Source organism: Bacteroides sp. AM37-9 (genome assembly GCF_003603455.1).
Taxonomy (GTDB): Bacteria; Bacteroidota; Bacteroidia; order Bacteroidales; family Bacteroidaceae; genus Bacteroides; species Bacteroides xylanisolvens.
Genome location: NZ_QTNF01000033.1, coordinates 1,194 through 27,463, shown reverse-complemented (window position 1 = coordinate 27,463; position 26,270 = coordinate 1,194). Strand labels below are relative to the sequence as shown.

Below are 26,270 nucleotides of genomic sequence, written 5' to 3'. Positions count from 1 at the left end.
TATGAATAAGATAATGAAACTAATATGCTTGCTCTTTCTTATGTCGATAGCAGCGAGCTGTAATAAAGATCCGGAGTATTACGCGCTTGAAACTCCTGTAGATCAGATGCTTTTGAAGGCTTCTTCTACTGAAATTACTTTGGAGAAAGAGAAGGAGAATGAAGTTGCTGTTTTATTTACATGGGATGCTGCGGCTCAACGTGGGGGAGCTGATGCTACTATCACCTATTTTTTCAGAATGTATATGGCAGATTTACATTCTAATGTGACAGATTTGTATGAGATTGAATCGGAGGAACGTTCCATTAGTTTTACGCATAAGGAGTTGAATGATATACTGGCTTCCTGGAGTGTACTTCCTGGAGATAAGGTGACTATTGAAGCAGAGGTTATAGGACAGGTCAATTCATCTGTAGAATACTTGAAACCGGAGTTGTCGAAGACGCAATTGGATGTGATCGGATATGATAAGAATGCTACTGCGATATATATGGTGATGGTGGATGATGCTGGAGAGAAAACTGTTCGCCGAATGACCGAGAAGGTTGTGGGTTCAGGAGTATATCAGTCGACAGCAGAATTGAAGCCATGTGAGTACTTCTTTGCACTTAGTCCGGATTCTGATTATCCATGCTACATGAAAGCTGAGAATGGAGATAATTCTTTGCAATATGTGGCAGAAGCAGGGAATGGTGAGATGTTTGAAAACACAAAGAGCGGTACCTATACAATAGTTGTGGACTTAAATCGTTTGGATGTGAATATCGTTAGTATTTACCCTTTACCGCAAGATGGGATTTGGATTGTTGGCGATGCCAGTACCATCGGATGGGATTGGGGTAAAATGAAAAAGGAAGGTGCATTTGTGAATAATGATCCACGCCATCCAGAACGTTGGACGTATACAGGTAACTTTTATGGCGGTAAAGAGTTTAAGTTGGCGTTGGAGCCGAATGGAGCAGATTTTGCAGGAAAATTCTTTTTTGCTCCTTCACAAGGAGCAAATCCGGGCGTAGAACATGAACTCGGAGAAGCAAGGTATCAGGATAATGGCGGTGACTTGAAATGGATTGTTGCTGATGATGGTAAATACATTTTGACAGTAGACCTTAATGAGATGAAGATATATTTGGAGCCGACTGAATAATCTCCATAAGAAGTAAATTAAAATATGAAAATCATGAAAAAACTGTTTATAATACTATATCTGCTTACTAATATATTTGTATTGGGAGCATGTGGAGATGTGGAAAGTGAGGGTGACCCACAACCACGTGTACCGAGAGTAGAAGTGGAATCTGATGATTATTATGTACAGATTACACAGGAGAATATGGATGGGGTTGCTTTTGTCTACCGTTGGCTGGATATAGAAACAGCATCGAAGTATGTTATGACTTTAGGACTGCAGGTAGATGGAGAAATAACTGAAACAATGGGTGTGGAAGATAAAAGCATACTTACTTATAACGGAGTACGCGAACAGCTTTTTACCAATCAACAGATAATGGAATATATGAAAGCTTTTGGAGTGGACGAAAAAGAAGCTCAGTTTAGCATTACATTGGAAGCGTTTCAGTCGGATGGTATGCCAATTACTTCAGAAATGGACAAAGAATCAAAGACTTCCATAATCCATATTGTATTGGGACCTGGTGTTGAATTGAATTCGAGTATGGAATAGATTAGTAAAATTAATAAAAAACTGAGAACTTATGTTATACTTACAACATACGATTACGCTTGGAATACTCTCCCTGCTTACATGGGGGTGTGGTAACAGCGATAAACAAAAAGGTGAAGCAGAACAAGCTCCATTGGCAGACAAAGTGTGGTATTCAAATCCTGTCATCGATTCCGATAATCCGGATCCGACAGTGATAAAAGCGGAAGACGGATATTTCTATTTGTATGCTACCGGAGGAAATACATGGATACACAAATCCAAAGACTTGGTTCACTGGACTTATGTGGGCGGTGCTTACGAGGATGATAAGAAACCGTCATGGGAACCGGAAGCAGGTATTTGGGCACCGGATATCAATTATATCAATGGAAAATATGTGATGTATTACTCCTTGTCCAAGTGGGGAGGTGGAGCAACTTGTGGTATTGGTGTTTCTGTTTCGGACAAGCCGGAAGGACCGTTTACTGATCAAGGCAAATTATTCCGTAGCAATGAGATCGATGTTCATAATAGTATCGACCCTTTCTATATTGAAGATGATGGTAAAAAATATCTTTTCTGGGGAAGCTGGTATGGTATTTGGGGTGTTGAATTGACTGAAGACGGTCTTGGACTGAAAGGAGGTATTGAAAATGCAAAAGCGACAAAAATACAGGTCGCTGCCAATACTGGAGGTACCAATGCTTATGAAGGATCATATATCTTGAAAAGAGGTAAATACTATTATTTGTTCTGCTCTACAGGCACTTGCTGTGACGGTGCAAATAGTACATACCAGACAGTTGTGTGTCGTTCCACCGAGCTTTTTGGTCCTTATTTGAATAAATCAGGTGACAACATGAATGATAATAAACATGAGGTACTGATACACAGAAATGATGCGTTTCTAGGGACAGGGCACAATGCTGAAATAGTGCAGGATGATGAAGGTAAAGATTGGATTATCTATCATGCTTACCGGACTGCCGATCCATCTTTAGGGCGTGTAGTATTGCTTGATAGAGTTTATTGGGATGACGATGATTGGCCGTATCTCGTAGGGGACGGACCGGTTGTGAAGGCGGAAGCTCCGACTTTCAAGAAGAGTAAGTAGTTGACATAGGGTGGTTGTAGCTATGATAACTGCAACGACCCTATTTTATTCTCGAATTATAAATTTATTGCTTTTAAATGTTATCATGAAAAGAGGATTATTGCTTTTACTCTGTGTCATGCAGAGTTTTATATTTGTATTGCATGCGCAAAACACACAGCGAAATATTGCTTATACAGATGATAATGTAAGGTTTACAGTCATTTCTGATGGAGCAATCCGTCTGGAATATGCACCGGATGGGAAATTCGTAGACGATAGATCTCACATCGTTGTGAATCGTAACTATCCCCAGGTAGATTACAAGCTAAAAACAAGAGGGGGATGGGTTGAAATAACGACTTCCAAAATGAAGATGCGTTATAAGAAAAACAGTGGACAGTTTACAGATAAGAACTTGGTTATCACTGCCTCTAAAGAAATATTACCTTTTACTTGGAAACCCGGTATGCAACAGAAGGGCAACTTGAAAGGAACCTATCGTACATTGGATGGTATGGATGGTGATACACAGACACAAACATGGGTGGCTGATACAAAGAAAGGTGATAAACTGAAACTGGAAGATGGTCTGTTGGCTACTGACGGTTGGACTCTGATTGATGATTCTCAGGGACTTTTGTTTGATGATAATAAAGATTGGGATTGGGTGAAAGAGCGTCCGGCTAATGGCGGACAGGATTGGTATTTCATCGCATATGGACATGACTATAAAGCTGCCTTGAAAGATTATACCCTCTTTGCGGGAAAAGTACCATTACCTCCCCGGTATGCATTTGGTTATTGGTGGTCACGCTATTGGTTATATTCTGACAGGGAGTTCCGTAATCTGATTGATAATTTCCATACTTATCAGATTCCTTTGGATGTATTGGTGGTAGATATGGACTGGCATTATACAGAACAAGGAAAAGGTGGTTGGACCGGTTGGACATGGAATCGTGATTTATTCCCGAACCCAAAGGAGTTTTTGGGATACTTGAAACAGAATGATGTGAAAATCACCCTTAACTTACATCCGGCGGATGGAGTAGCTTCTTATGAAGAAAAATATCCTGGATTAGCAAAAGATATGGGAGTCGATCCTCAGTCCAAACAGACTATTCCATGGATAAATTCAGATAAGAAGTTTATTAAAAATATGTTTAAGAATGTATTGACGCCAATGGAGAAAGATGGTGTTGATTTTTGGTGGCTGGACTGGCAACAAGGGATATATGATCCGAAGGTGAAGAATTTGAGCAACACTTGGTGGATTAATTATGCTTTCTTTAGTAATATGGAAAAGAACAGGGACACACGTCCGATACTATATCACCGTTGGGGAGGTTTGGGTAATCATCGCTATCAGGTGGGTTTCTCCGGTGATGCAGTTGTTTCATGGAAATCATTAGATTTTCAGCCTTACTTCAACTCGACAGCTTCCAATGTATTATATGGTTATTGGAGTCATGACCTGGGAGGACATATCGGTGAAAGTATAGATCCGGAAATGTACACTCGTTGGTTGCAATTCGGAGCCTTAAGCCCGATTATGCGTACACATTCTCAAAAAAGTGCCGGTTTGAATAAGGAACCATGGGTATTCAACAAAGAATATTGTGATGTTCTTCGTAAGACAATCCAGCAACGTTATGAGATGGCGCCTTATATTTATACAATGGCTCGTAAAGGTTATGATGAAGGATTAGCACTTTGCCGTCCGATGTATTATGATTATCCGGATAATAAGGAAGCATATGAATTCCGTAATGAATATATGTTTGGAGATGATATTCTGGTTGCTCCTGCCACAGCTCCTGCAAAAGATGGTTATGTACAAGTGCGTGTGTGGCTGCCCGAAGGTGAATGGTATGAGTTGCATACAGGCACCTTACTGAAAGGAGGACAAATAGTGGAACGTCCTTTTGCTATTGATGAATATCCGATTTATGTAAAAGCGGGAGCGGTATTACCGATGTATACAAGAAAGGTGATGAACCTGAACGGTAATGATGAGGAGGTTGTTGTTACCGTATTCCCTGGTGGAAATGGAATTTCGTCCTTTAATTTCTATGAAGATAATGGAAACGATAAGAACTATGCTTCGGAATATGCTGTGACTAAATTAACATCTTCCAGCCAAGGGCAGGAACGAACGATTGTTATCGGTAAACGTGATGGTCAATATAAAGATATGCCTGAATCTCGTTCATTCAAAGTGAAAGTGCTCTCATCACTTGTTCCTCAGTCTGTCACTGTAAATGGTCAACCTGCCAAATATGAATATTTGGGTGAAGAGTTTGCTCTTTCGGTTGATTTGTCTGTTTTGTCGTGTGATCAGGAAAAGGTTATTAAAATAGTTTATCCTACGGAAACAGCTGATATGAACGGCTTGTTGGGAGTATCTAGACGAATTGCTAAATCTATGGAGCAGTTAAAATACCGTGATTCATATATTTGCTTCAAGGAAGAATTTGGTAAAATGGGAAGTCTGAGTGAAGCGGTAATCTATGCACCGGAGAAGATCTCTTCTTTAGTTTCCGATTTCTGGAAAAGTTATACTGACCTCCCGGAGGTTTTGAAGCGTCAAGGTTTGAATGACGAAAATAAAGCTTGGTTTTTGCAATCTATTTGCTGGAGCAAGCAATAGTATGAGAAATGTAATAGTGGGGTGATAAAAGCTCCCACTATTTTTTTATATAAGTAATGAAGGGCAAGCCAGATACTACTGTAGTTGATATTTTCTGATGTTGCTCCATTTTAGAAAGAGTTTGTATTTTTATGACCATTTATACAACTATGCTATATGTAATATCACTTTCGGGGGGGGAGATATAGGTTGGATGATAATAGAGAAAAGCACACAACATAAGCTAAAATAGTAAAAGTGCTCCAAAACATACTAGGATAGCTGTTTTATAGGTTTTTGACCTGTTTTTGTCATTTATTGAACCGTTATTTTTATTCTATTAATAGGATAGCGTTTTATTTTGCATTTCGTTAATAGTGCACATTGGAATAATGCATAGTTATTTTTTCTTTTGATTTTTATATTTATTGTTTAACGAATAATTTAATACAATGAAAAGTCTTTTTAAAACAAAAAAAGGAGGGAAACAGGTTAGGTTTGTATTGTTTTCCTTGATTTGCCTGGGTGGATTGGGTAGTTGCATGGACAAAAATGTGGAAGTAAATCTTCCGTCTTATGTAGCTTCTGATCCTAATGTTGAAGTTGTTTTTACTGACTATTCTCCCTTAGAAGGTGCTGTGCGCACGAACATGTTTATCAATGGTAGTAATTTTGGGACTGATCCTTCACTGATACGAGTGGTTGTTGGTGGTAAGGAAGCGAAAGTTGTTAGCTCTTCCGGTACACAGATTTATTGTATTGTTCCTTCCCGTGCGGATGGAGGATTTGTGCAGGTGGATATATTGAATAAGGATAAAAGCTTGAATGCCACCTATACATTTGAACAAAAGTTTTCTTATCAGTATAATGTAGTTGTCGGCACGTTGTGCGGTGTAGTAGATAGTGAAGGTAATACTTCTATTACGGATGGTAATTTTGATAAAGCAGGAACTCAAACTCCTCTTGCCATGTACTATGACGAATCATCAGGCGAACGTTGCATTTATTTTTTCGAGAATGAACATAGTTTACGTAAAATCTATCTAGATAAAGATTCCATAGCTACTGTGATTACCAATGGTGCTGCTGGTTGGAGTAGTGCTCCGAGTGGGCTTGGCTGGAGTGTGGGCAGGGATACTATGTTTGTGAACTGTCCGCAGGGGAATGTAGAACGTGCAGGAGCTTATTATCTACTTCGTAAAGAAAATTTTAAAAATTCTTATCCGGCTTTAAATGGGGATGATTTCAATACATTATTCACACATCCTATAGATGGTACTATCTTTTTGTGCCGTGGTCGTGATGCTACGCTTCATAAAGCGGTTTGGAATGAGAAGACACAAATGTGGGATCCGAAGCAGATTGCCAAGATGGGACCAAGCGGCTGGTTTCAATGTGTTACTTTTCATCCAAGTGGAAACTTTGCTTATTTAATAGCACGTGACAAGCAATGTGTGATGAAAGCAGAATATAATTGGGCTGGTAAATATCTGGAAACTCCTATTACTTTTGCTGGAGAGTTCGGGTCATATGGTTACAAGGACGCATCCCAAAATTCAGCCCGTTTCGATAATCCAATGCAGGGGTGTTTTGTGTTGAACGAAGAATATGTGGCAGAGCAACGTTTAGATGTATATGATTTTTATCTTACTGATGCTGCCAATCATTGTATTCGTAAGATCACTCCTGATGGTATTGTTACAACGTTTGCTGGTCGTGGAAGTTATTCGACAGATCAAATAGTATCAGGATATATTGATGGTGATCCTCGTGAAACAGCACGTTTCAACTATCCTTTAGGACTTTGTTATGAAGAGTCTACAGGTACTTTCTATGTTGGTGACAACGGTAATCACCGTGTTCGTACCATTGCATTGCAGTAAATTGATGATTAATACACAATTCTTATTTTATGAAGAAATTTTTATTTATGATATTATTGCTGACAACAGGTTGCGTCATTGATATGTATGCCCAGAGTCAAACGATAGAGGTAACCGGTATGGTCAGAGATGCCGAAAAGATACCTTTGGCTGGAGTCAATATTTCGGTAAAGAATGTTGCAGGTTTGGGAGTTATCACTAATATTGATGGTGAGTATAAGATCAAAATAGCTCCTTACAGTACGCTGATCTTTTCTTATATAGGATTTGAAACACAAGAAGTCCTGATAAAGGATAATATGAGTAAGGTTGATGTCACATTGCGCGAATCTTCTGCGAGTGTGATCGATGAAGTGGTTATCACTGGTACAGGTGCTCAAAAGAAGATAACAATGACAGGTGCAGTCTCTACGGTAGATGTGGATGTGCTGAAGTCATCTCCTACTTCAAGTCTGGTAAATGCATTGGCAGGAAATGTTCCTGGTGTGTTAGCGAGGCAGACTTCCGGTAGACCGGGAGCCAATATGTCGGAATTCTGGATTCGTGGTATTTCTACTTTTGGGGCAGGCTCCGGAGCATTGGTTTTGGTAGATGGATTTGAACGTAGCCTGAATGAAGTCAATGTGGAAGATATTGAGTCGTTCTCCGTATTGAAGGATGCTTCGGCTACAGCAATTTATGGTAGTCGTGGTGCGAATGGCGTAGTGTTGATTACTACTAAGAGAGGTAAGGCTGGTAAAATTAATATCAATGCGAAAGTGGAAACTTCTTATAATACACGTACCATGACTCCTGACTTTGTAGATGGTTATACTTACGCTACCATGCTGAACGAATCACGTACAACTCGTTCTCAACAGCCAATGTATTCCCAAGATGAGTTGAGACTGATTCAGACAGGACTGGATCCAGATTTGTATCCGAATGTGGACTGGATGGATGTATTGTTAAGAGACGGTGCAATGACTTATCGTGCTAATCTTGATATAAGTGGCGGTGGTTCTGTGGCACGCTACTTTGTGTCAGCAAGCTATGTTAGCGAGGGGGGGATGTATAAGACAGACGGCAAGTTGAAAGATTATAATACAAATGCCAATTATCAGCGTTGGAACTATCGTATGAATGTAGATTTTGATGTTACAAAGACCACCATGGTGACGGTGGGTGTTTCAGGCTGGCTTTCTACTCAAAATGATCCGGGACTTGGTTCTGATGCATTGTGGAAGTCTGTAATGGGACAGACACCTATTAATATGCCAGTGATTTTTTCGAACGGAAGAATTCCGGCCGCTGGAACAAGTGAGCGTACTAATCCATGGGTAATTGCTACACAAACTGGTTATTATGAGGAGTGGCAGAACGTAATTCAAACGAATGCAACTTTGGACCAGAAATTGGATTTTATAACGAAAGGTTTGAAGTTTACCGGACGTTTTGGATTTGATACTTATAACAATAACTATCGTAATCATAAGCAGTGGCCTGAACAATGGCAAGCCGAACGTCAGCGAGATTCTAACGGTGAAATCGTTTTCAAAAAAGTGGCAGAGAAACAGTTGATGTTTCATGAGTCTTCTGCTTCAGGTAACCGCAGGCAGTTTTGGGAGGCTATTCTGCAATATGATCGTAGATTCGGCGATCATTCGGTGGGCGGTACGTTGAAATATACTCAGGATGAATATGTCAACACACAAAGTACAGCCGGCTATGATTGGCTACCTAATAGGCACATGGGACTTGCTGGCCGTGTTACCTATGGATGGAAATATCGCTATATGGTTGATTTCAACTTTGGTTACAATGGTTCAGAAAATTTTGCCCCAGGTAACCAATTTGGTTTCTTTCCTGCATATTCAGTAGCATGGAATATTGCGGAAGAACCTATTATTAAGAAGAATCTGAAATGGATGAATATGTTTAAGCTTCGTTATTCTTATGGTAAGGTAGGTAGTGACAATATTGGAACTCGTTTCCCTTATCTGGAGCTTTTTGAAAGTAGAAATCCTTATAATTGGGGAGATTACAATACTCCTAATGTGGATAATGGACAGATTTATAAGCAGATATCTTCTTCTGGTGTGACATGGGAGATTGCTACTAAGCATGATATAGGTGTTGACTTCTCTCTATGGGATGACAGGTTTACTGGTACTGTAGATTACTTTCATGAAACACGTGATGGAATCTTTATGCAGCGTCAAAGTTTACCAGGAACTTTAGGTCTGAGTTATCTTACCCCTAGTGCGAATGTAGGTAAGGTACGTTCTACCGGTTTTGATGGAAATGTTGCTTTCAAACAGGATATCGGCAATGTCAGTCTGACTGTACGCGGTAATTTCACTTATAGTAATAATAAGATTCTAGCTGCTGACGAGGCAAATAGTGCATATCCTTATATACGTGATACTGGGTATCGCGTCAATCAGGCGAAAGGTTTGATAGCTCTTGGCTTATTTAAGGATTATGATGATATACGTAACAGCCCTCAGCAAACAGAATGGGGAACAGTAATGCCTGGTGATATTAAGTATAAAGATGTGAACAGTGATGGCGTGATTAATGATAGTGATAGGGTGCCTATTGGTTCTACAACCCGTCCGAATTTGATTTATGGTTTTGGTATGTCTGCTACATGGAAAGGGTTTGATGTGAATCTGCATTTCCAGGGTGCTGGTAAATCCTCTTTCTTTATTGATGGGTTCGGAGTCAGGCCGTTTAGTGGTGGTGATTGGGGTAACATTCTTACGGATGTAGTAGGAAACTACTGGAGTCTTGGCACGAATGAGAATCCTGATGCCAAATATCCTCGTTTGACTTGGCAGAATAACAGTAACAATAACCGTGAATCGACATATTGGTTGCGTGATGGTTCATATTTACGTCTGAAAACGGTAGAGGTGGGTTATACACTTCCAAAGAACATCAGCCGTGCCATCTTGATGAATAATGTACGCATCTTCTTTATCGGGACAAATCTGTTAACATTCTCTAAGTTCAAATTATGGGATCCTGAAATGGGGAGCTCTAACGGGCAGCAGTATCCATTGTCTAAAATACTCACTTTAGGTTTAACTGTTAATATATAATACGAAATATGAAAAAGAAACATATATTGTTTTCCACCATTATCAGTATGGGAATGATGGTTTCCTCTTGTTCTGATTATTTGAGCGTGGAGGGGAAATTGGGAGAAAATACCCAGAGTTTGGAAAATATATTTGAAAATAAAGAATGGTCGGAACAATGGTTGGCGACTGCGTACGCTTGGCTGACATGGAGTAACATCGATATTGGTTCGAAAGATAACTGTATCACTAACTTTTCCGACGATATGTGTTATAGCGACCGTAATCTTGAATATCGTGTATTCAAATATTGTGAATATGATGAGAATTGGAAACAAGACTCTTGGGCACAAGCTTATGATGGTATTCGTCATGCCTCGATTTTTATTCAGAATATTGACCGAAATAAAGAAATGATTCCGGATGAAATTGTTGATTATAAAGCACAGGCCCGTTTTGTACGCGCTTATTTCTATTGGAAGTTGTTGCAAAAGTACGGTCCTATACCAATTATACCTAATGATGGTGTGATGGACTATAATGCTGCTTATGAGGATCTTTATATCCCACGTAGCACGTATGACGATTGTGTCAACTATATTGCAGAGGAAATGAAGCTTGCAGCGAAAGACCTACCATTGAAACGTGATACACGTAATATGGCACGTCCTACTCGTGGAGCAGCTTTGGCAACTCGCGCAAAAGCATTGCTTTATGCTGCCAGCCCTCTCAATAATCCGCGTCCAACTGATACTGAACGTTTCACGGATTTGGTGGATGATGAAGGACGCTATCTGATGGCTCAAGAATACAATGAAGAAAAGTGGGCAAAGGCGGCAGCAGCTGCTCGTGATGTGGTAGAACTTGGTCGTAAGGGTGTGTATGAGCTACATACGGTCTCAGCTCACTCTACTGGTACAATTGATAATCCGGCAACGATTGCTCCTCCTACGCATGCGGTATATTCTCATGCGGATTTTCCTGCAGGATGGCGGAATATTGACCCGTTACAGTCTTACGAGACACTTTTTAATGGAGTGATTTTTCCTTCGGAAAACAAAGAGATGATTTTTACAACCGGACAGAACAACGGAGATATCAATACGATGATTCAACATCAGATGCCAATAGCATTCGGAGGTTATAATTGTCATGCTATGACAGGTAAGCAATGCGATGCCTATCAGATGAATACCGGAAAACCTTTTGATAAGACGAAAGACTGGACGGGTGATGAAAATTATGTGAGTGCCGAGGAAGCAGCTAGTGGTGATTGGGCACCATTGGTGGAAGGTGTGAATAAACAATATGGACATCGTGAACCACGTTTTTATGCTACGGTAGCATACAATGGTTGCTTATGGAATGGTACTAATGCTGTACAGTCGTATGACCGGAATCTAATCATATGGTATTATCGTGGTGAAGAGAGTGGCTGGAGTAATTCAGGTGATCGTTGGTTGGCTACTGGTATTGGGATCAGGAAATTTGTTAGTTCTCGTGACAACTTTAAGACAGAGGGAGGGGTTATCTCAAAGCCTGTGATTGGTATTCGTTATGCTGACGTGTTGTTATGGTATGCAGAGGCATTAAATGAATTAGGTGCGAGTACTTATCAGATTCCTTCATGGGATGGAACTCAGTCTTATGATATTTCACGTGATAAGAATGAAATGAGTTATGCTATTTCCAGAGTTCGTATTCGTGGAGGAGTTCCCGATTTTGGATCAGATGTTTATGAGAATGCTGATGAGTTCCGCAAGCATTTGAAGCATGAGCGCCAGATAGAGTTATTTGCAGAAAACAGTCGTTACTTTGATCTGCGCCGTTGGAAGGATGCCGAATATGAGGAGTCGCAGCAGATGTATGGTTGCAATGCATATATGAGTAAAACAGAAAGAGACTTATTTCATACTCAAGTGATCAATTCGAACTTGCCGACTACTTTTAGCCGTAAAATGTATTTCTGGCCGATTTCCCATGATCAGTTGAGAAGAAACTTGCGTCTGACTCAGAACCCGGGATGGACATATTATGATTAACCTTATTAAATGGAAAAATATGAAAAATTATATCGTATATTTTATATTGTTATTAACGCTTGTTCTGACTGGTGCATGTAACAATGAATGGGTGGAAGAAGTGTATGTGCAAAATGTCGGATTGAAAGCCCCTGTCAATAGTAAGGGAGTGACTGATGTATATTTGCGTTATCAAGCGAACGGTGAAGTGACTTATCGGCTACCGGTGATTGTAGGTGGCTCTACTATGAATGAAAGAGATCTGGATGTTGCTATTGATGTGGATCCGGATACATTGATTGGTTTGAATGAAGCTCGCTGGAAACAACGTGAAGACTTGTATTTTCAATTACTGGATAAGAAACACTATGAGTTTGCCTCTCCTACTTGTCATATTCCGGCTGGGGAATGTCAAGGTTTGTTTGATATTAAATTCAAATTTAACGGACTGGATCTTGTTGATAAATGGGTACTTCCATTGACGATTTTGGATAGTGACTTGTATGATCCGAATCCACGCAAGAATTATCGTAAAGCACTTCTCCGTGTGATGCCGTTTAATGATTATTCAGGATCTTATGGAGCCACCAATATGTTTGTATATATGATGGATAATACGAGTGCTATGGTTTCAAGTACACGTACCTTGCATGTAGTGAGTGAGAATCAATGCTTCTTCTATGCCGGAGTCATTAGTGAAGAATTGAAGGATAGAGATAAATATAAGATTGTGTTGACTTTTAACGAAAATGGGACACTGACAGCTGAACCTGCCGATCCGACTAATGCCATGAACTTCCGACTTATAGGAGATGCGCCTACTTATACGACTAGCATGTCTTTAGATGAAGTAACTCCTTATTTGGAACATCATTTCACGACGATTTATATGTCATATACGTATGATGATGTGACAACGTATGAAGATAAAGATATCGTTGTACCTTGTCGTGCTGAAGGTAGTATGTTGATGGAACGAAAAGTTAATAGCTTGATTCCTGATACAGACCAAGCTATTCAGTGGTAAAAATGGGAAATATGCCGCAAGAGTAAGATCTTATTGTCTGATATTTATTGATACAAAATATCGTGAGATGATATTCTGTAGAATAAAGCGGAAAGTCAGTTTATAAATAGAGAGAAGGCTATCTTATTATATATAAGTTAGTTTTCTCTTTATTTTTTCAGCAAAAAAACAATAGGTTCTTGACAAATGCTTTTTATTTCCTGATTAGTATCAGAAATGGTGTATCGACTATAGGCAAAAAGGCTACAAATTTCATGAAATTTGTAGCCTTTTTGTTGTAATAGATAGAGTTGAGAACTCGGAAATCCGATTGCAAAGTTTTTAATAAACTCAAATACTGTTCTTAATAAACTACTCAAAGGTTTATTTAAAACGTGATATCCGTTTATATGGGAAATTGTTCATATTTTTGTATGTTTTCAAGTTTGCGTTTGGAATACTCTTTGCTAAAGGTAACTATAATAAACAAATTAGAAAGTAATCTAATGATACAAGTTATTCGTTTTATGCAAAATTTAGACGTGAAGTTCCAGTATGAAACGGGTTCCTTTGGTATAACTGGTATCTAGCGTCAGGCTACCATTCATTTTTGCGGCGATAAGTGAGCAGATTGGTAATCCTAGCCCATCTCCTGTAGTGAGGTCTTTCACTTCCGTGAAAGGCTTGAAGATATTTTCCTGTTGCTCTGCCGGAATACCGATTCCCGTATCCGTCACGATAAACTGATGAGTGTGTGCACCACGTTTCTTGAACTCAAGGCTGATACGTCCTTGTTCGGTGTAGAAGGCTGCATTTTTCAGTAAATAGAGAAGGATACGTTCCAGTTGCTCTTTGTTTGTCTTTACCTGAAGTTTGGGAGCATTAACTGAAGGAGTAACATCTATTTTTATATGCTCCTTAACCTTGTCCATTACATTTTCGCAGAAAGTACCTACGTTGATTTCACCCAATTCATAGAGTTCGGTTAATGAATTCTCTAATGAAGACAGCTCCTGGATATCATCGCTGAATTTCTTTAGAGCAGCGACCTGGCTCTGCATTTGGCTCGCTTCTTGAGGGGCTTTCTGTAAAAGTTCATTCGCAGAAGTAGCTAACGTATTCAAAGTCGGCTCCATCTGTGAAGATATGTTCTGTATGAATTTGGTTTTTAATTCATTATGTTCATTGGCAATCTTCACACTTTTCTTTAATTTGCGGTTGCCGGCGATAAATTTCAGTAATATAGCGGCCAGTATTGCCAGTCCGGCTACGAGGATGACTACAAGAACACACAGGCCTATAATGATGTATTGTTTGGCTGATAGCGTGTCGTCTTTTTCTTGTATAGTCAGTTGGCTTTCGTCATATTTCCTTTTCAGTACATTCAGTTCGTCTTGAGCTGTCAGCGCTTTCACGGAGTCTGTCCAAACGATGTAACTTTCATAGGTGCGTTCCATTAAAGGGGCGTTATTGGCTTTACGGGCAATTCCGATAAGTTTTTTGTAGCAATCACTCACTTTGGCGTAGTCTTTCTTTTCCTTGTATTGATTAATTAGTTTGCGGAAACAGGCATCACCTTGTGTGTTTTGGTTAAATGTATAGTAATAGTTGGCTTTTGTGTACAGTAAAACCTCTGTCAGTGAGTCATTCTTGGCAAGGTTAGCAGTTTCCTCCAGTTTATTCAGCTGTGTTTTTGCCTGAGCTGGATTTTTAAGTGCCGTGTACATCTGCAACCGCTCCTTGTTCACGAGGAAGCGGAGGTCATAAAAGACTTTCTTTTGATTTTGCTCTCCGGCCCATATAAGTTGGTCCATGTCACGACAAAGTTCGAATCCTTCTTTGTAAAAGTTCTCTCTGACGTATAAAGCGTTGGCCTGAACACCACATTCTATTGCCTGTGGATAGTTTTCGCGGGTTGCAAATGCTTCGTATGCCTTTTTGAATAAGTAACGTGCTTTGATGTAATCTTTTTGATTGAGGCTACTTTGTGCTTGTTCTTTTAATTCTGTGGCTCTGTCACGGGGAGTTTGAGCATAAGTCATTATACTCAAACAAAATGTCATTAAAATAGCTATTATCGATTTTCTCATATTAGAATTTATTTATTTGTTACAAATGTAAAACAAATATATGAAAAAAGATAGTGCTGATGATGAAATAATTCTCTTCTGTTTGTATTCATTGTTATTATCCTGCCCAGTTCTCTCTGTCGAGATTCCGATAACTGATAGCCTCTGCCAAATGATTGGGGAGTATTTGTTCTGCTCCTTCCAAATCGGCGATTGTACGGGCAACTTTTAAAATCCGGTCATAGGCTCGGGCAGACAGATTGAGCCGTTCCATAGCATTTTTCAGTAATGCGAGCCCTTTGGCATCCGGTTGAGCATACATTGCAAGCAGTTTGCTGTTCATTTGTGCATTGCAATAAATTCCGGTATATTCGGTGTATCGTTTTTCTTGCATTTGACGGGCTTTTATCACTCGTTGCCTGATGATATTGCTCGATTCTCCCTGTCTTTGATCGGAAATCTTATCAAAGGGTACAGGTACAATCTCTATCTGAATGTCGATGCGATCTAATAATGGACCGGATATCTTATTCAAGTACTTTTGAACCTGTCCGGGGCTGCATACGCATGCTTTTGTCGGATGGTTGTAATATCCACAGGGGCATGGGTTCATGGATGCAATCAGCATCAGATTGGCCGGATAGCTGATAGTACTTTTGATGCGGGAAATACTGATCTGGCGGTCTTCCAATGGTTGACGCAACACTTCCAGCACTCCTCGGTTGAATTCCGGCAATTCGCTATTCTTAAAATACTTGCACCATTGTAGAAACTTTCTTATCTTTGCGAGAGGTAAAGACTATTATCTGTGCTATTATATTGCATTATAGATAGTTAGCTAATAGTCTTGATTGCAATAATATTAAATGTAACAGATATGAGAGCTGCATTTTTGATTAGGTGCTCAACTAAGAAGCAAGACTATGAGCGACAGGTAAATGACCTAACTAGACTGGCTAAGAAGTTTGGTTATACGTCAAGTGATAATATGATATTTGGTGAGCATATCACTGGTAAAGATGATGCAAGTAAGAGAGATAGGCAGTCTATTCAACGTCTAAAAGATGCTGCTATTAATAAGGAATTTGATGTCGTTTTAGTGTCGGAAGTTAGCCGAATGAGTCGTGACCCTATGTCGGGTCGGTTATATGTTAGACAGCTTATCAACATGGATATTCCTGTGTATTTTAGGGATATTGATACTTGGACTATAGACCCTGTAACTGGCAAGAAAGTTAGAGATGCTGAAACTATTATAGGTGCTGCCTTTGATGCTGCTTGGAAATACATAAAGAGTATGAAAACACAAATAGCATCTGGTAGACGTGATGAACTGGATAACAATCAAATGAGTATAGGACAGCCCTTCTTTGGTTATAAAAGATATGGTGGTAGAGATAAGGGTAAGAAGAATAGTTGGGTGATAAATGATGATGCCGCTAAAGTTGTGGTAGATGTATTTGAAGAATATGTTAAAGACGGTGCAACACTGAAATCTACAGCTTTGGCTATTACTGCCAAGTATGGTGAACAATTTAATAAGAAATTCAGCATAGGGACTATAGAGCATATTTTAACCTTTGAACCTTATTGTACTGGTATAAAGGTTGTATCTCTTACTGACCCAGATACAGAAGATGTAGATGAGTTTGAAGTCGAGATACCTACTATCATAACTAGGGCTATGTTCGATAAAGCCACCACTAAGAGAGCTACAAATAGAACTGCTAGAACTCCTTATCCAAAACAGGCTACTTATATATTGAGTAAACTTCTTAAATGTCCTATCTGTGAACACTCATTAACTCCACAGAAACGTGGTGGAGATAAGGGGGATAAATATAGATTGATGAATGGGAAGGTAGCTATTAGGTGGTCATGTATGTCGGGTATCAATAATGCTACAGATTGTAGTAGTCGCATTACAATTAGTAATGAGAAATTAGAAGCTATTATTTGGGGCTTAGTTAAACAGGAGTTAATAGGATTTGCCAATTTGAATGATGAGGATAGAGTAGCTAGGGTGGTGGAACTTACCGATAAAATAACCAATTTGGAAATGAATATAGCCAACTTTACATCTCATATATCTAACATGGATAGATTGATAGAAAGAGCTTATAGTGCTTATATGGATGCTCCGGATTCTGTAATGGATATAGCTAAAGATAAGTACTATAAAACCCTAACTAAGTGTGAGAATGAGAGAGCGGAGTGCAAGGATAAGATAGAAGCTTTAAATGTAGAGAAGTTAAGATTGGAGAATATGAGGACGTTCTTCAACCAACCTACCTTGCCAAAGGATGCCATTGAGAAGGCAGAATCAGACCCTATTAAAATGAGGAACTTAGTAATGGAACTAGTAGACAAGATATATCCTTATAGGATTACAACCTATGTATCACCAGCTACTAATAGGATAATGAAGAATGGTATAGTTCTATTGGAAGTATATACTATAAATGGAATTTATAATGTCCTATATGACGGTAATCAGAGGAATAATAAGGTAGCCTATTATATTAGCGGTAATTATGCCACATTCCAAAATGGAAAGAATAAGCTTGATGCTTATGATGCCGGAGAGTACTTTGTTATCTCTAATGCCACATTGGTGACTGAAACAGAAGATGTAGATTTAACAGTAACCTTTAATGAACTGATAAAGATATGTATGCAGAATGGTTGGGAAATAGATTATACTTACAAGATGTAATATTTCACTGAATATAATTATTAACTAGTAAATGTGGTTGATTAAATTGAAAATGAGGTTGTGCCAATGTCTTGACACAACCTCACGAAAGATGCTATTGGGCGTTTAATGCAGCTAAAGCTGCTTCTAAAGCTTCTTTAGACATGCCACTCAATAACTGTGCTTGACTTGAATGTTTCAGTTCTGTACAGTTCTTAATCCATTCACTGTAAACTGCTATTCTTGCATCACACCAAGAAACAAGGTCGGAAGCTGTTGCTCCCTCTTTATACCACATTCCATAAGTTCTATGCATTTCTGCACGTTTACGTTCTTCAGCACTCTTTACATTTGCATTTTCCAAATTTGACATAGTTTTAATTATTAAGTTAATAATACATTTATTACCAGCAAACCTTACTGGATATTCAGATTATAAGCTAGTAAATTAACTATTATCTGGAAATGCGTTGCAAATGTAGTATGAAATTTAATAACCTCAAAGGAATAATAAGGATTTCTTGTATGATAATTAATTCTTATATAATAATTGATTTATACGTAATATTGTATCTAGCCTATCAAGTATTATCTAAACAAGTTATTTGAATGGCTAGGTAATAATATTACTATTCCCTACTAGTAGGGTCAAGTACATAGGAATTTACTAGCGGAAGGTAGGGTAGGATATATAGGCATACAGAGACTTTATATCCTACGTTTCTTATCATATCCCAGATTATAGAACTTCTTAAACATCTCCCAAATGTAGCCAATAAATCCAATTATGATGAATGGCAGGAAAGGCAGAAGAAGGCTACTCCAACCATATCCCAAACACAGCCCTATAATTACGCCTATGACATATAAGGCTGTTATAATTCCGCAACCTATCATTACTCCTCTTCCTCCTGCCATTACGTATTTAATTGGAGCATTAGGAGTGAAGAAGTCTGGTTCTTTATTCTCTGATTGATTATTATTCATATTAGTTTATTTATAGTTACGAGATATTAGTTTAATTCTTATCTTTGTAGTAGAATTTCATAAAAGTTGCTAGTTATGGGTGTTCTATTGGTTACAGGTATTTTGAAGGAGATAACATGTTTACAAGCTGTTGCTGATGATGAAGCGTGTAAATATGGTTACGAGTCGTGGATAGCCTACTGTTATAAAACCAATATATTTACAAGATTCATTACTATATGCCCTTGCTGTAAGAAGTCATTTACTAATGACAACCCTGCTGTTGGTGGGCATGTACTTGCTGAATACGGACGACTAAATGCAGAAGGTAGACTTATTTATACCGAGTGTCTTACTCCTATCTGTAAGGAGTGTAATGACAGTTATAAGAATCATCAGGCTTTGAAAGTATTTAAAGTCCGTGGTTATCATTTATGTCGAGTACCTAATAAGCCACCTAAACGATAAACTTTAACATCAAAGAATATATCTTAATGATTAAATCTAATAGAACAAGAATACAGCTCGACTTCTTGTGAAGTTACTCATTATCAACTGATTAAACAAATGGCAATATGTTAAGTATTGTTACTAGGTTGCTCGTCTAGCATATCATCTAACTTCTCTGTTAAGTTACGCAGAGGAGGACCTGAGTGTACAACCCTATCAACCTTCCACATCTCTGCACATACTTCCTCTGCTGTAATCTCTCCTGCTTCAAATTTAGCATAAAGTTCATCAAATAGTTTACTATATTCACTATTACTCATTTCTATAATAATTTATTCCTCCTATTAATGTAGTTCCTATTAATGGATAAACAAAATACTTACCTGTCAATGCGTTCCATACTCTCTTAGGATGTCTTGGAATATTAATAATTATTGCTATATTTGCAGTTATTAATTCTAATATCTAAGATTATGGAAGTAAGACCTAAATGGACAGAAGAAGAACTGGATATAATATTCAGTAAAGCCACTTTAGTACAGGACGGACTTCGCAAAGATGCCAGTGGTGAATATATACATCGTGATGCTTATGGTAAAGCTGAACATCCTTGGGGTTGGGAAGTAGACCATATTAAACCAATTTCTGAAGGTGGTACTAATAAGCTTAATAATTTACGTCCATTAAATATCCCTGCTAACAGAGGAAGGAATAACTAATTCCTTCCATGTCTCTCTAACATCTCTAAGTGACAATTATAGAACTTTAGAAATTCAGGTTCTTCCACTTGGTAATACCATTCTATCATCTTATCAACAACATGGCAGGCTTCTTCATTGTCTATATGTTCTTTACATTCTGGCTTAACAAGTCCATTACATTGTTCCTTTAATGGACAGTTATGGTCTTTACTTACCCAACACTGCTTCTTATCTGCATCCTTACTATAGTATTGATTTAATTGTTCATTAGTCATATTAATTCATTTAATTATTATTAGTTATACTATTTGCATGTAGAACTCCAATGTAAGCTTTGCATCCTTATCTTCCAAATTATTAATGAATGCTTCGGGGTCTTTCCAAAACTCCTCTCTTGATAGTCCATATCTATCAAGCACTTTATTGATTCCTTCCATCCAATATTCTGCTGTTATCATATTCATAGTTATTCATCTGCCTGTTCATCTAGCATATCATCATCTTCCTCTCCCTCTATAAATGCCAAAAGCTCACCTGTCTTGGCATCTCTTATATATCTAATTCCAGGAGCTACATATTCAGTAACTACCTCTTTATCACCCCACCATGGTACAAATGTGTTACTCATTATCATAATTGTTAATAACAGTAGTTGCAGGAACTACCCCAAATCCATACTTATTAAATCTTCTCATAAATTCATTCTTATCCTTAATTATATAATTAAATAGAAGTCTAAGATTTCTAAGTCCATTATTCTCACTAGTCCCCACATAAGGATTATTATTAATAAGTCTATCAATCTCATCAACACTCTTGAAGTTGGGAACTCCAGACTTACCTGCTCTTTGTTCAAACTCTATTAAGGGATGTAGTTGGGAGTTAAACTCTGAAGGGATAGTTAGATATTTATATTTATTTCTAACACTTACTTCGTTATACTCTGGATGTTCTTTCATTATCCGTTTAACAAACTCATCTTCTGATACTATATTGTCCTTCATTAGAGCTTGTAGCCTAGGTCCTCCAGTCTTAGCGTACTGATGATACTCAGTTGGAGTCATATCTTTTAATAATGCTGCTTGCACAGTTTCTATTCCATGCTTAGCTTCATGACCCGGTACATGAGCAAAATCGTCCCTAAGTATCTCAAAGGCAATTCTATCGAAGTCTTTAGTAGTTAGTATTTCCTCACTAGGGACAGACCTAGAGAACTTTATTATATCATTATCCAAACCTACATCTCTCTTATTTCTGGGAAGTACAGTTAAGTTTCCATTGTTATATCTATCGACAAATCTCTTAGCTGCTTCGCCATACTTAGTCCCTAGTTCTGCATCTATACTAGCGATTCTCTGTTGCGTTTCAGGATTTAGTAGATACTCTACGAAATTCTGTATGTTCTTATTAATGTCTAAATCACCATTCATAGAAGTTCCTGTATCAATGAACTGGCTCTTCTCTAATGGCTTAGCTCCTTTCTTAAACACTCTACCATTCTTCAAATCATCTCTAAGACTAAAGATTACTTGGTTATTAGAATATCCATTATCATATACATTATTAAAGATTACCCCGTCAGCACTCATCTTATCAGCTGCTCGTTCTAATGCTGCTCTGTTAGGTACGTCACCTACAGTAACTATTGGTCTCTCTAACTCTAAATCACCTTCTACTCTGTAAGGTCTCTTGGCAAATCTCTCTCTAGCCTTAGCTGCTTTCTCTGCCTTACCTGGTATAGAGTGATTAGCTGCTGTTCTTGGATTGCCAAATTTACCTTGATACCATATACCAACTTCAGGAGCGCCTTCATTAACTGCATCCCATCTCTCTGGGAAGTATAATTTTGGGAATCCAGCACTATTCTTATCATGTACTACATGTATGGATTGCCTAGGTCCCCAACCTACGTTGTTAGGTAGCATATTATTAGGAGTAGCTAAATGCTTAGATTGCCTTTTAAACTCCTTACCAACTGCACGTTTAGCCATTTGTTTACCAACCTGTTTACCTGCCATAGATGCACCTTTACTAAGTAAACTACCTAATCCTGTTGCTAGTGTAGCATAGTCTGTAAAGGTAAGGATTCCATTTAAATTATGCAAACCTTCTTCATACTTCTTTGCTTGCATATAATCATCATATCCTTTACTAGCTGCTTCATGTGCTTGTTGATGCTGCCAAGGACTTTTAGCATCAGAGGTTACTATAGGCTGTTCGGATTGCCCATATATGTTTATCATGGACTGAATATGTTCAGCAGGGGTAGCCCTTCTAATTCTATTCGGAATATTAGGTCTATAGTCTCTAATTGCATCACGTCTATTAATAGGTTGTGCAGGTTCTTGATATTTAACTATACCACCTTCCTTAAAATTAAATGCCTTAATCCTAGTAGCTACATCAGTACCTTTACCTTCTTTACTCCAATGTCTATCAGAAGGATTACCTTGTCCTCTTAAGAACTTACGTACACCACCATTACCTGCTAACCAAGCCCCACCTAATAATCCCCAAGTAGAATATCCATTCTTATTAGCAAGTTCCAAATCCTCTTTACTGAATCCCTTCTCGAATGATTTGGCAAGTCTAATTGCAGCTTCTATTTGTAGCTTAGGATTGTTTCTAAATGTCTCTATATCCGTACCTGCATACTGTCTAATGTTGTTATACTTCTTATCATCCTGCATGAATTGGAAGTAACCGTAGGCAGGTGCTCCTGCTCTATTCTGAATTGCACTATTAAATCCAGATTCCTGCTCTGCCATTTTAGTAAGGAATTGCCTATACTTCTTAGCTTCTGGATTACTAGCTTCTACTTCATCATAAGCCTTATTAAAGGCAGCTAATCCTTTATAGGATTTAGGAGTATATGTAACTTTACTAGCTATTGGTTTGCTGACTGCTGAAGTAACTATTGAAGATTCTGGTTTATTAATTACTTCTTCAACTGGAGCTTCATCCTTAACAGGGACTACTAAAGCCTCTGGTTTATCGTAAGTTGTATTATAATTATACTCACTAAATGGATTAATAGGATTAGTAATATCAGTGTAATCTATTGTAGGATTACTTACTGGATTATAACTTACGAACTTCATTCCTTGTTGAGCTTTCTTGATTCGCTTCTTATAGGTTGGGCGACTTGATTTGATGAACTTCTTGCGCATGTCTCGTTTGCCATTTATAAATATTCAACCTTTCCGGCATAGGGGTATTATATATAGATATATGACTAAGAAAGGTTGAATATTATATTAACAGCATGAGTATGATTCAATAAGGAAATAGTAATCCAACTATCTTCTTAAATACATCACCTGCCATTAGTTCACCACTTGCAGGTAATCCAGCCTTATTAATAGATACAATGATACTATACTTGGGATTATCAGTAGGAAAGTAACCACAGAACTCTACCGCATACATATCCTTAGTACTATCCTCATTAGTAGATAATGAACTAGTTCCCTGCATACCTGCAACTACTACCTTATCAGACTTGGCAGGTTGACATAATCCGTCAGTAATATTAAATACTAGAGCTTTCTTCAAACTATCAATACTAGCCCTACTTGCTATTTGGGGATTAATAACTACTACACTATCCTTATATAGTTGAGGCTGTATCATCTTCCCATTGTTAGCAATAGCATTATAGAAGGTTAGTATTTGGATTGGCGATATTTGTTGATTATATCCAATACTTGACCATGCAAAATCACTCTTAGCCCAATTGTTATCTTTAGGAGTTACAATGTGTGCAGGCTTTAGATTGGCTATTCCTGTGATACTATCTGGCTTACCATAGCTCATATTAGCTAATAAATTAAAGTATGCTTGGGGATTATTAGCAAATGCTTTCTCCATAGTCTTATAAATAGCAATATTGGAACTAGCTGCCAATCCTTCCTGTACTGTAAGCTCACCATATCCCCCTCTATGCCAATTATGGTCTTTAAGCTCTCTGCCATGAATTTGGTAGATACCATTTCCAGTATCAACCTTATCACTCAACTTCACCTTACCAGTTTCTAAAGCTGCCAATAGCGATATTGGGTGCATCAGACCAGTAGACTGCCATACAGAGAAGTTCTCACATGATTGGTAGTTCGTACTGTCTTTCTTAGTAAGTCCAACCAGAGCTTTTATTTGCCCTGATTGAACTTCCATTACTATAACCTGCCCAGATAAAGCATCGAGTTCAGATAGTTTATTCTCCAGTAGAGAAGTTACATTTACTTGTAATATACTATCTATTGTGGAGATATTCTCTGTAACTTGTTGCCTAGATTGGCAGGAAACTAATAAGAACAATATTATTAACGCTATAAATTCGTTCTTCATTACCTTAGAGTAGTTTCTGTATTAGTTGTTCCATTCTTTACATACAGAGCAATTAGGGTCATGAATATTCTTTCCGTCTTTTAGTATAAATTGATGTTCATAGTACCCTTCTTTCTCTAGTTGTTTACACTTCTTACAGGTAGGATGATGCATTCCTTCTCCGCTTTGTGGTGTCCCATCTCTATTGTAAAACATTATATATTCATGTCCATCCGGTTTCGTAACTTTCTTACTACCTGCCAGTTTCTCATCATTTGGATAGAATACACCGTCCCTATAAGTACCACCCTTTCCTTTACAACTGAATAATGTAATTAGTGCAAATATTACACAGATGTACAATATGTTTACATTTGGTCTCTTCATTGTAAATTCCTCCTTAGCTGATTAATATATAGTTAACCCCTTTGGGATATTAAATAATAATTGTCAATAAATAACTGCGATATTTATGATTAGAATATAATTGTCACAGGCTTATTATTGATTTTAGTATTGCCGTAATATTTCTTCTTAGGATAGTCCTTTAACAGATAATTCTTTGTTTCCTTAGGAATATTGGGATTAGCTATGTCGTCTTCAATCTTACGCATAGGTACATATATACTCATCCATTTGTCTTTATTGAGTATAGCATAATCATCATACAGAGCTATGGCGGTAATTTTACCATTATCTTGTACTTTAATCTTAATAATTACACTGGTATTACTAAAACCTCTAGCTTCTCCATTTACATTTCTAATCTCATCTGCATATATGATACTTGAAATTAGAATCATCACATACAATAGAATTACTTTCTTCATATCATTAATAGATGCCCTTTTGTTCCTTAACAGGCTTTTAGTTATTAATTATAGTGTGAGGAACACAACATAGAGTTGCACACTTCTTTAATAAAGAACTGTTGAGTAGTAAAATAGACTGTCTGTTTCTTATATACCTGTATTTATGCCAACCTGTTCCCTATAGTTGGCTATTACATATAGAAAGGTGTGGGAACACTATTTGCTTTATCCTTGTAACGGGCTCTCGCATTGCCTTTGCTGTGGATAAAACAATAGCAACCCACACCAAGCGGCATATAGAAACTTTACAAACGTAAGGTAAGTATATATCCAAAGTGCGGGTGCTATTGCTATCATCTTCACAGCGTTTCAAATTTGCGAGATTTGTTACAAGAAGATAATTTCAATAACACCTTTCGTTAATATGTCCTTCCAACAACTTAACTCTCTAAGTTCTTGGAATTGGTACAAAGATAATGAAAGGTATTTTATTTTGCAATTAAATGTATCTGTTAAAATGAGAGTTGAAAGCTATTTCTACTCTGAATATCCATAAATTGAGACAGAACTATTCAGAGCATAAATAAGTAAACTCCGATTCATTCTGTCTCAAATCTCAATTATCAGAAGCTAAGACAGTCATAAGTATTTAATAATTCCTCTTGCCTTAATCCCAAGTATCTCTTAGTAATTGATACACTGGAATGATTGAATAGCTCCATTAGCTTGACAAGTGCAAGCTCTGAATTATCATTATTCATGTTGTAAACCTGTCTGCCAAAGGTCTTCCTAAGAGAATGGCAACTGAAATTGCCTATATGTAACCTGTACTTCTTCTTAATCTCCTTCAACATGACATTGATTCTCTGAACTGTGTACACTGTC

At 37.9% G+C, this 26,270-nt stretch carries 22 protein-coding genes and 1 pseudogene; 10 read left to right on the top strand and 13 right to left on the bottom strand.

The window, feature by feature from the left end; genetic code table 11:
* Position 1: 1 nt before the first annotated feature.
* From DW862_RS19690 to DW862_RS19655, 8 genes are all read left to right on the top strand, one after another.
* The gene (locus DW862_RS19690; RefSeq protein ID WP_004317118.1) at positions 2 to 1,147 is read left to right on the top strand and encodes a SusE domain-containing protein; all 1,146 of its coding nucleotides are present in this window, start codon (positions 2 to 4) and stop codon (positions 1,145 to 1,147) included.
* A 24-nt stretch (positions 1,148 to 1,171) separates the two neighbouring features.
* A complete protein-coding gene (locus DW862_RS19685; RefSeq protein ID WP_004317120.1) occupies positions 1,172 to 1,684 on the top strand; it encodes a hypothetical protein in 513 nt (170 codons plus the stop codon).
* Between the two features lie 31 nt (positions 1,685 to 1,715).
* Positions 1,716 to 2,780, top strand: a complete 1,065-nt coding sequence (locus tag DW862_RS19680; RefSeq protein ID WP_004317122.1) for a family 43 glycosylhydrolase — start codon at positions 1,716 to 1,718, stop codon at positions 2,778 to 2,780.
* 85 nt (positions 2,781 to 2,865) lie between these two features.
* Positions 2,866 to 5,412: a glycoside hydrolase family 31 protein gene (locus DW862_RS19675; protein ID WP_004317125.1), complete on the top strand. Its 2,547-nt coding sequence runs from the start codon at positions 2,866 to 2,868 to the stop codon at positions 5,410 to 5,412.
* A 431-nt stretch (positions 5,413 to 5,843) separates the two neighbouring features.
* A complete protein-coding gene (locus tag DW862_RS19670) occupies positions 5,844 to 7,274 on the top strand; it encodes an IPT/TIG domain-containing protein (protein ID WP_120070069.1) in 1,431 nt (476 codons plus the stop codon).
* Between the two features lie 29 nt (positions 7,275 to 7,303).
* Positions 7,304 to 10,360, top strand: a complete 3,057-nt coding sequence (locus DW862_RS19665) for a TonB-dependent receptor (protein ID WP_120070066.1) — start codon at positions 7,304 to 7,306, stop codon at positions 10,358 to 10,360.
* 8 nt (positions 10,361 to 10,368) lie between these two features.
* On the top strand, positions 10,369 to 12,381 hold the full coding sequence (locus DW862_RS19660; RefSeq protein ID WP_120070063.1) for a RagB/SusD family nutrient uptake outer membrane protein: 2,013 nt from the start codon (positions 10,369 to 10,371) through the stop codon (positions 12,379 to 12,381).
* A 19-nt stretch (positions 12,382 to 12,400) separates the two neighbouring features.
* Positions 12,401 to 13,387 (top strand): DUF4973 domain-containing protein, encoded by a 987-nt coding sequence (locus DW862_RS19655; RefSeq protein WP_004317133.1) that lies wholly within the window; start codon positions 12,401 to 12,403, stop codon positions 13,385 to 13,387.
* 515 nt (positions 13,388 to 13,902) lie between these two features.
* On the opposite strand, the gene DW862_RS19650 is transcribed toward DW862_RS19655, so the two are convergent.
* Together DW862_RS19650 and DW862_RS19645 are read right to left on the bottom strand one after the other, a co-directional pair.
* Positions 13,903 to 15,429, bottom strand: coding sequence for a HAMP domain-containing sensor histidine kinase (locus tag DW862_RS19650; RefSeq protein WP_008016141.1), 1,527 nt, complete (start codon positions 15,427 to 15,429; stop codon positions 13,903 to 13,905).
* A gap of 124 nt (positions 15,430 to 15,553) precedes the next feature.
* Positions 15,554 to 16,174: pseudogene (locus tag DW862_RS19645) on the bottom strand (ATP-binding protein); the annotation flags it as partial.
* Positions 16,175 to 16,312: 138 nt separating this feature from the next.
* Between DW862_RS19645 and DW862_RS19640 the strand changes: the two are divergent.
* Positions 16,313 to 18,151: a recombinase family protein gene (locus tag DW862_RS19640; RefSeq protein WP_117809446.1), complete on the top strand. Its 1,839-nt coding sequence runs from the start codon at positions 16,313 to 16,315 to the stop codon at positions 18,149 to 18,151.
* Between the two features lie 94 nt (positions 18,152 to 18,245).
* Here the strand turns inward: DW862_RS19640 and DW862_RS19635 are convergent, their stop codons facing one another.
* From DW862_RS19635 to DW862_RS19620, 3 genes are all read right to left on the bottom strand, one after another.
* Positions 18,246 to 18,503, bottom strand: a complete 258-nt coding sequence (locus DW862_RS19635) for a hypothetical protein (protein WP_004296555.1) — start codon at positions 18,501 to 18,503, stop codon at positions 18,246 to 18,248.
* A gap of 335 nt (positions 18,504 to 18,838) precedes the next feature.
* The gene (locus tag DW862_RS19630) at positions 18,839 to 19,117 is read right to left on the bottom strand and encodes a hypothetical protein (RefSeq protein ID WP_117809445.1); all 279 of its coding nucleotides are present in this window, start codon (positions 19,115 to 19,117) and stop codon (positions 18,839 to 18,841) included.
* A 557-nt stretch (positions 19,118 to 19,674) separates the two neighbouring features.
* The gene (locus DW862_RS19620; RefSeq protein WP_120070060.1) at positions 19,675 to 19,866 is read right to left on the bottom strand and encodes a hypothetical protein; all 192 of its coding nucleotides are present in this window, start codon (positions 19,864 to 19,866) and stop codon (positions 19,675 to 19,677) included.
* A gap of 153 nt (positions 19,867 to 20,019) precedes the next feature.
* Here DW862_RS19620 and DW862_RS19615 point away from each other — a divergent pair, with 153 nt between their 5' ends.
* Positions 20,020 to 20,265 carry an HNH endonuclease signature motif containing protein gene (locus DW862_RS19615; RefSeq protein ID WP_117809442.1) on the top strand — a complete coding sequence of 82 codons (246 nt, stop codon included), beginning with the start codon at positions 20,020 to 20,022 and terminating at the stop codon, positions 20,263 to 20,265.
* On the opposite strand, the gene DW862_RS19610 is transcribed toward DW862_RS19615, so the two are convergent.
* The 8 genes from DW862_RS19610 to DW862_RS26450 all read right to left on the bottom strand — a co-directional run.
* Positions 20,262 to 20,522: a hypothetical protein gene (locus DW862_RS19610; RefSeq protein ID WP_117809441.1), complete on the bottom strand. Its 261-nt coding sequence runs from the start codon at positions 20,520 to 20,522 to the stop codon at positions 20,262 to 20,264. The genes DW862_RS19615 and DW862_RS19610 overlap by 4 nt on opposite strands.
* Before the next feature lie 24 nt (positions 20,523 to 20,546).
* Positions 20,547 to 20,711 carry a hypothetical protein gene (locus tag DW862_RS26035; protein ID WP_153880839.1) on the bottom strand — a complete coding sequence of 55 codons (165 nt, stop codon included), beginning with the start codon at positions 20,709 to 20,711 and terminating at the stop codon, positions 20,547 to 20,549.
* A gap of 2 nt (positions 20,712 to 20,713) precedes the next feature.
* Positions 20,714 to 20,875, bottom strand: coding sequence for a hypothetical protein (locus DW862_RS26030; RefSeq protein WP_165861577.1), 162 nt, complete (start codon positions 20,873 to 20,875; stop codon positions 20,714 to 20,716).
* The gene (locus DW862_RS19600) at positions 20,868 to 23,348 is read right to left on the bottom strand and encodes a transglycosylase SLT domain-containing protein (protein WP_165861951.1); all 2,481 of its coding nucleotides are present in this window, start codon (positions 23,346 to 23,348) and stop codon (positions 20,868 to 20,870) included. Before DW862_RS19600 ends, DW862_RS26030 begins: the two co-directional genes overlap by 8 nt.
* A gap of 175 nt (positions 23,349 to 23,523) precedes the next feature.
* Positions 23,524 to 24,594, bottom strand: a complete 1,071-nt coding sequence (locus DW862_RS19595) for a penicillin-binding transpeptidase domain-containing protein (protein WP_165861950.1) — start codon at positions 24,592 to 24,594, stop codon at positions 23,524 to 23,526.
* 21 nt (positions 24,595 to 24,615) lie between these two features.
* Positions 24,616 to 24,960 carry a hypothetical protein gene (locus tag DW862_RS19590; RefSeq protein WP_070782710.1) on the bottom strand — a complete coding sequence of 115 codons (345 nt, stop codon included), beginning with the start codon at positions 24,958 to 24,960 and terminating at the stop codon, positions 24,616 to 24,618.
* Between the two features lie 89 nt (positions 24,961 to 25,049).
* The gene (locus DW862_RS19585; RefSeq protein ID WP_005679027.1) at positions 25,050 to 25,403 is read right to left on the bottom strand and encodes a hypothetical protein; all 354 of its coding nucleotides are present in this window, start codon (positions 25,401 to 25,403) and stop codon (positions 25,050 to 25,052) included.
* Positions 25,404 to 26,008: 605 nt separating this feature from the next.
* Positions 26,009 to 26,270: tyrosine-type recombinase/integrase (locus DW862_RS26450; RefSeq protein WP_243636515.1), on the bottom strand; the 262-nt coding region annotated here is incomplete at its 5' end.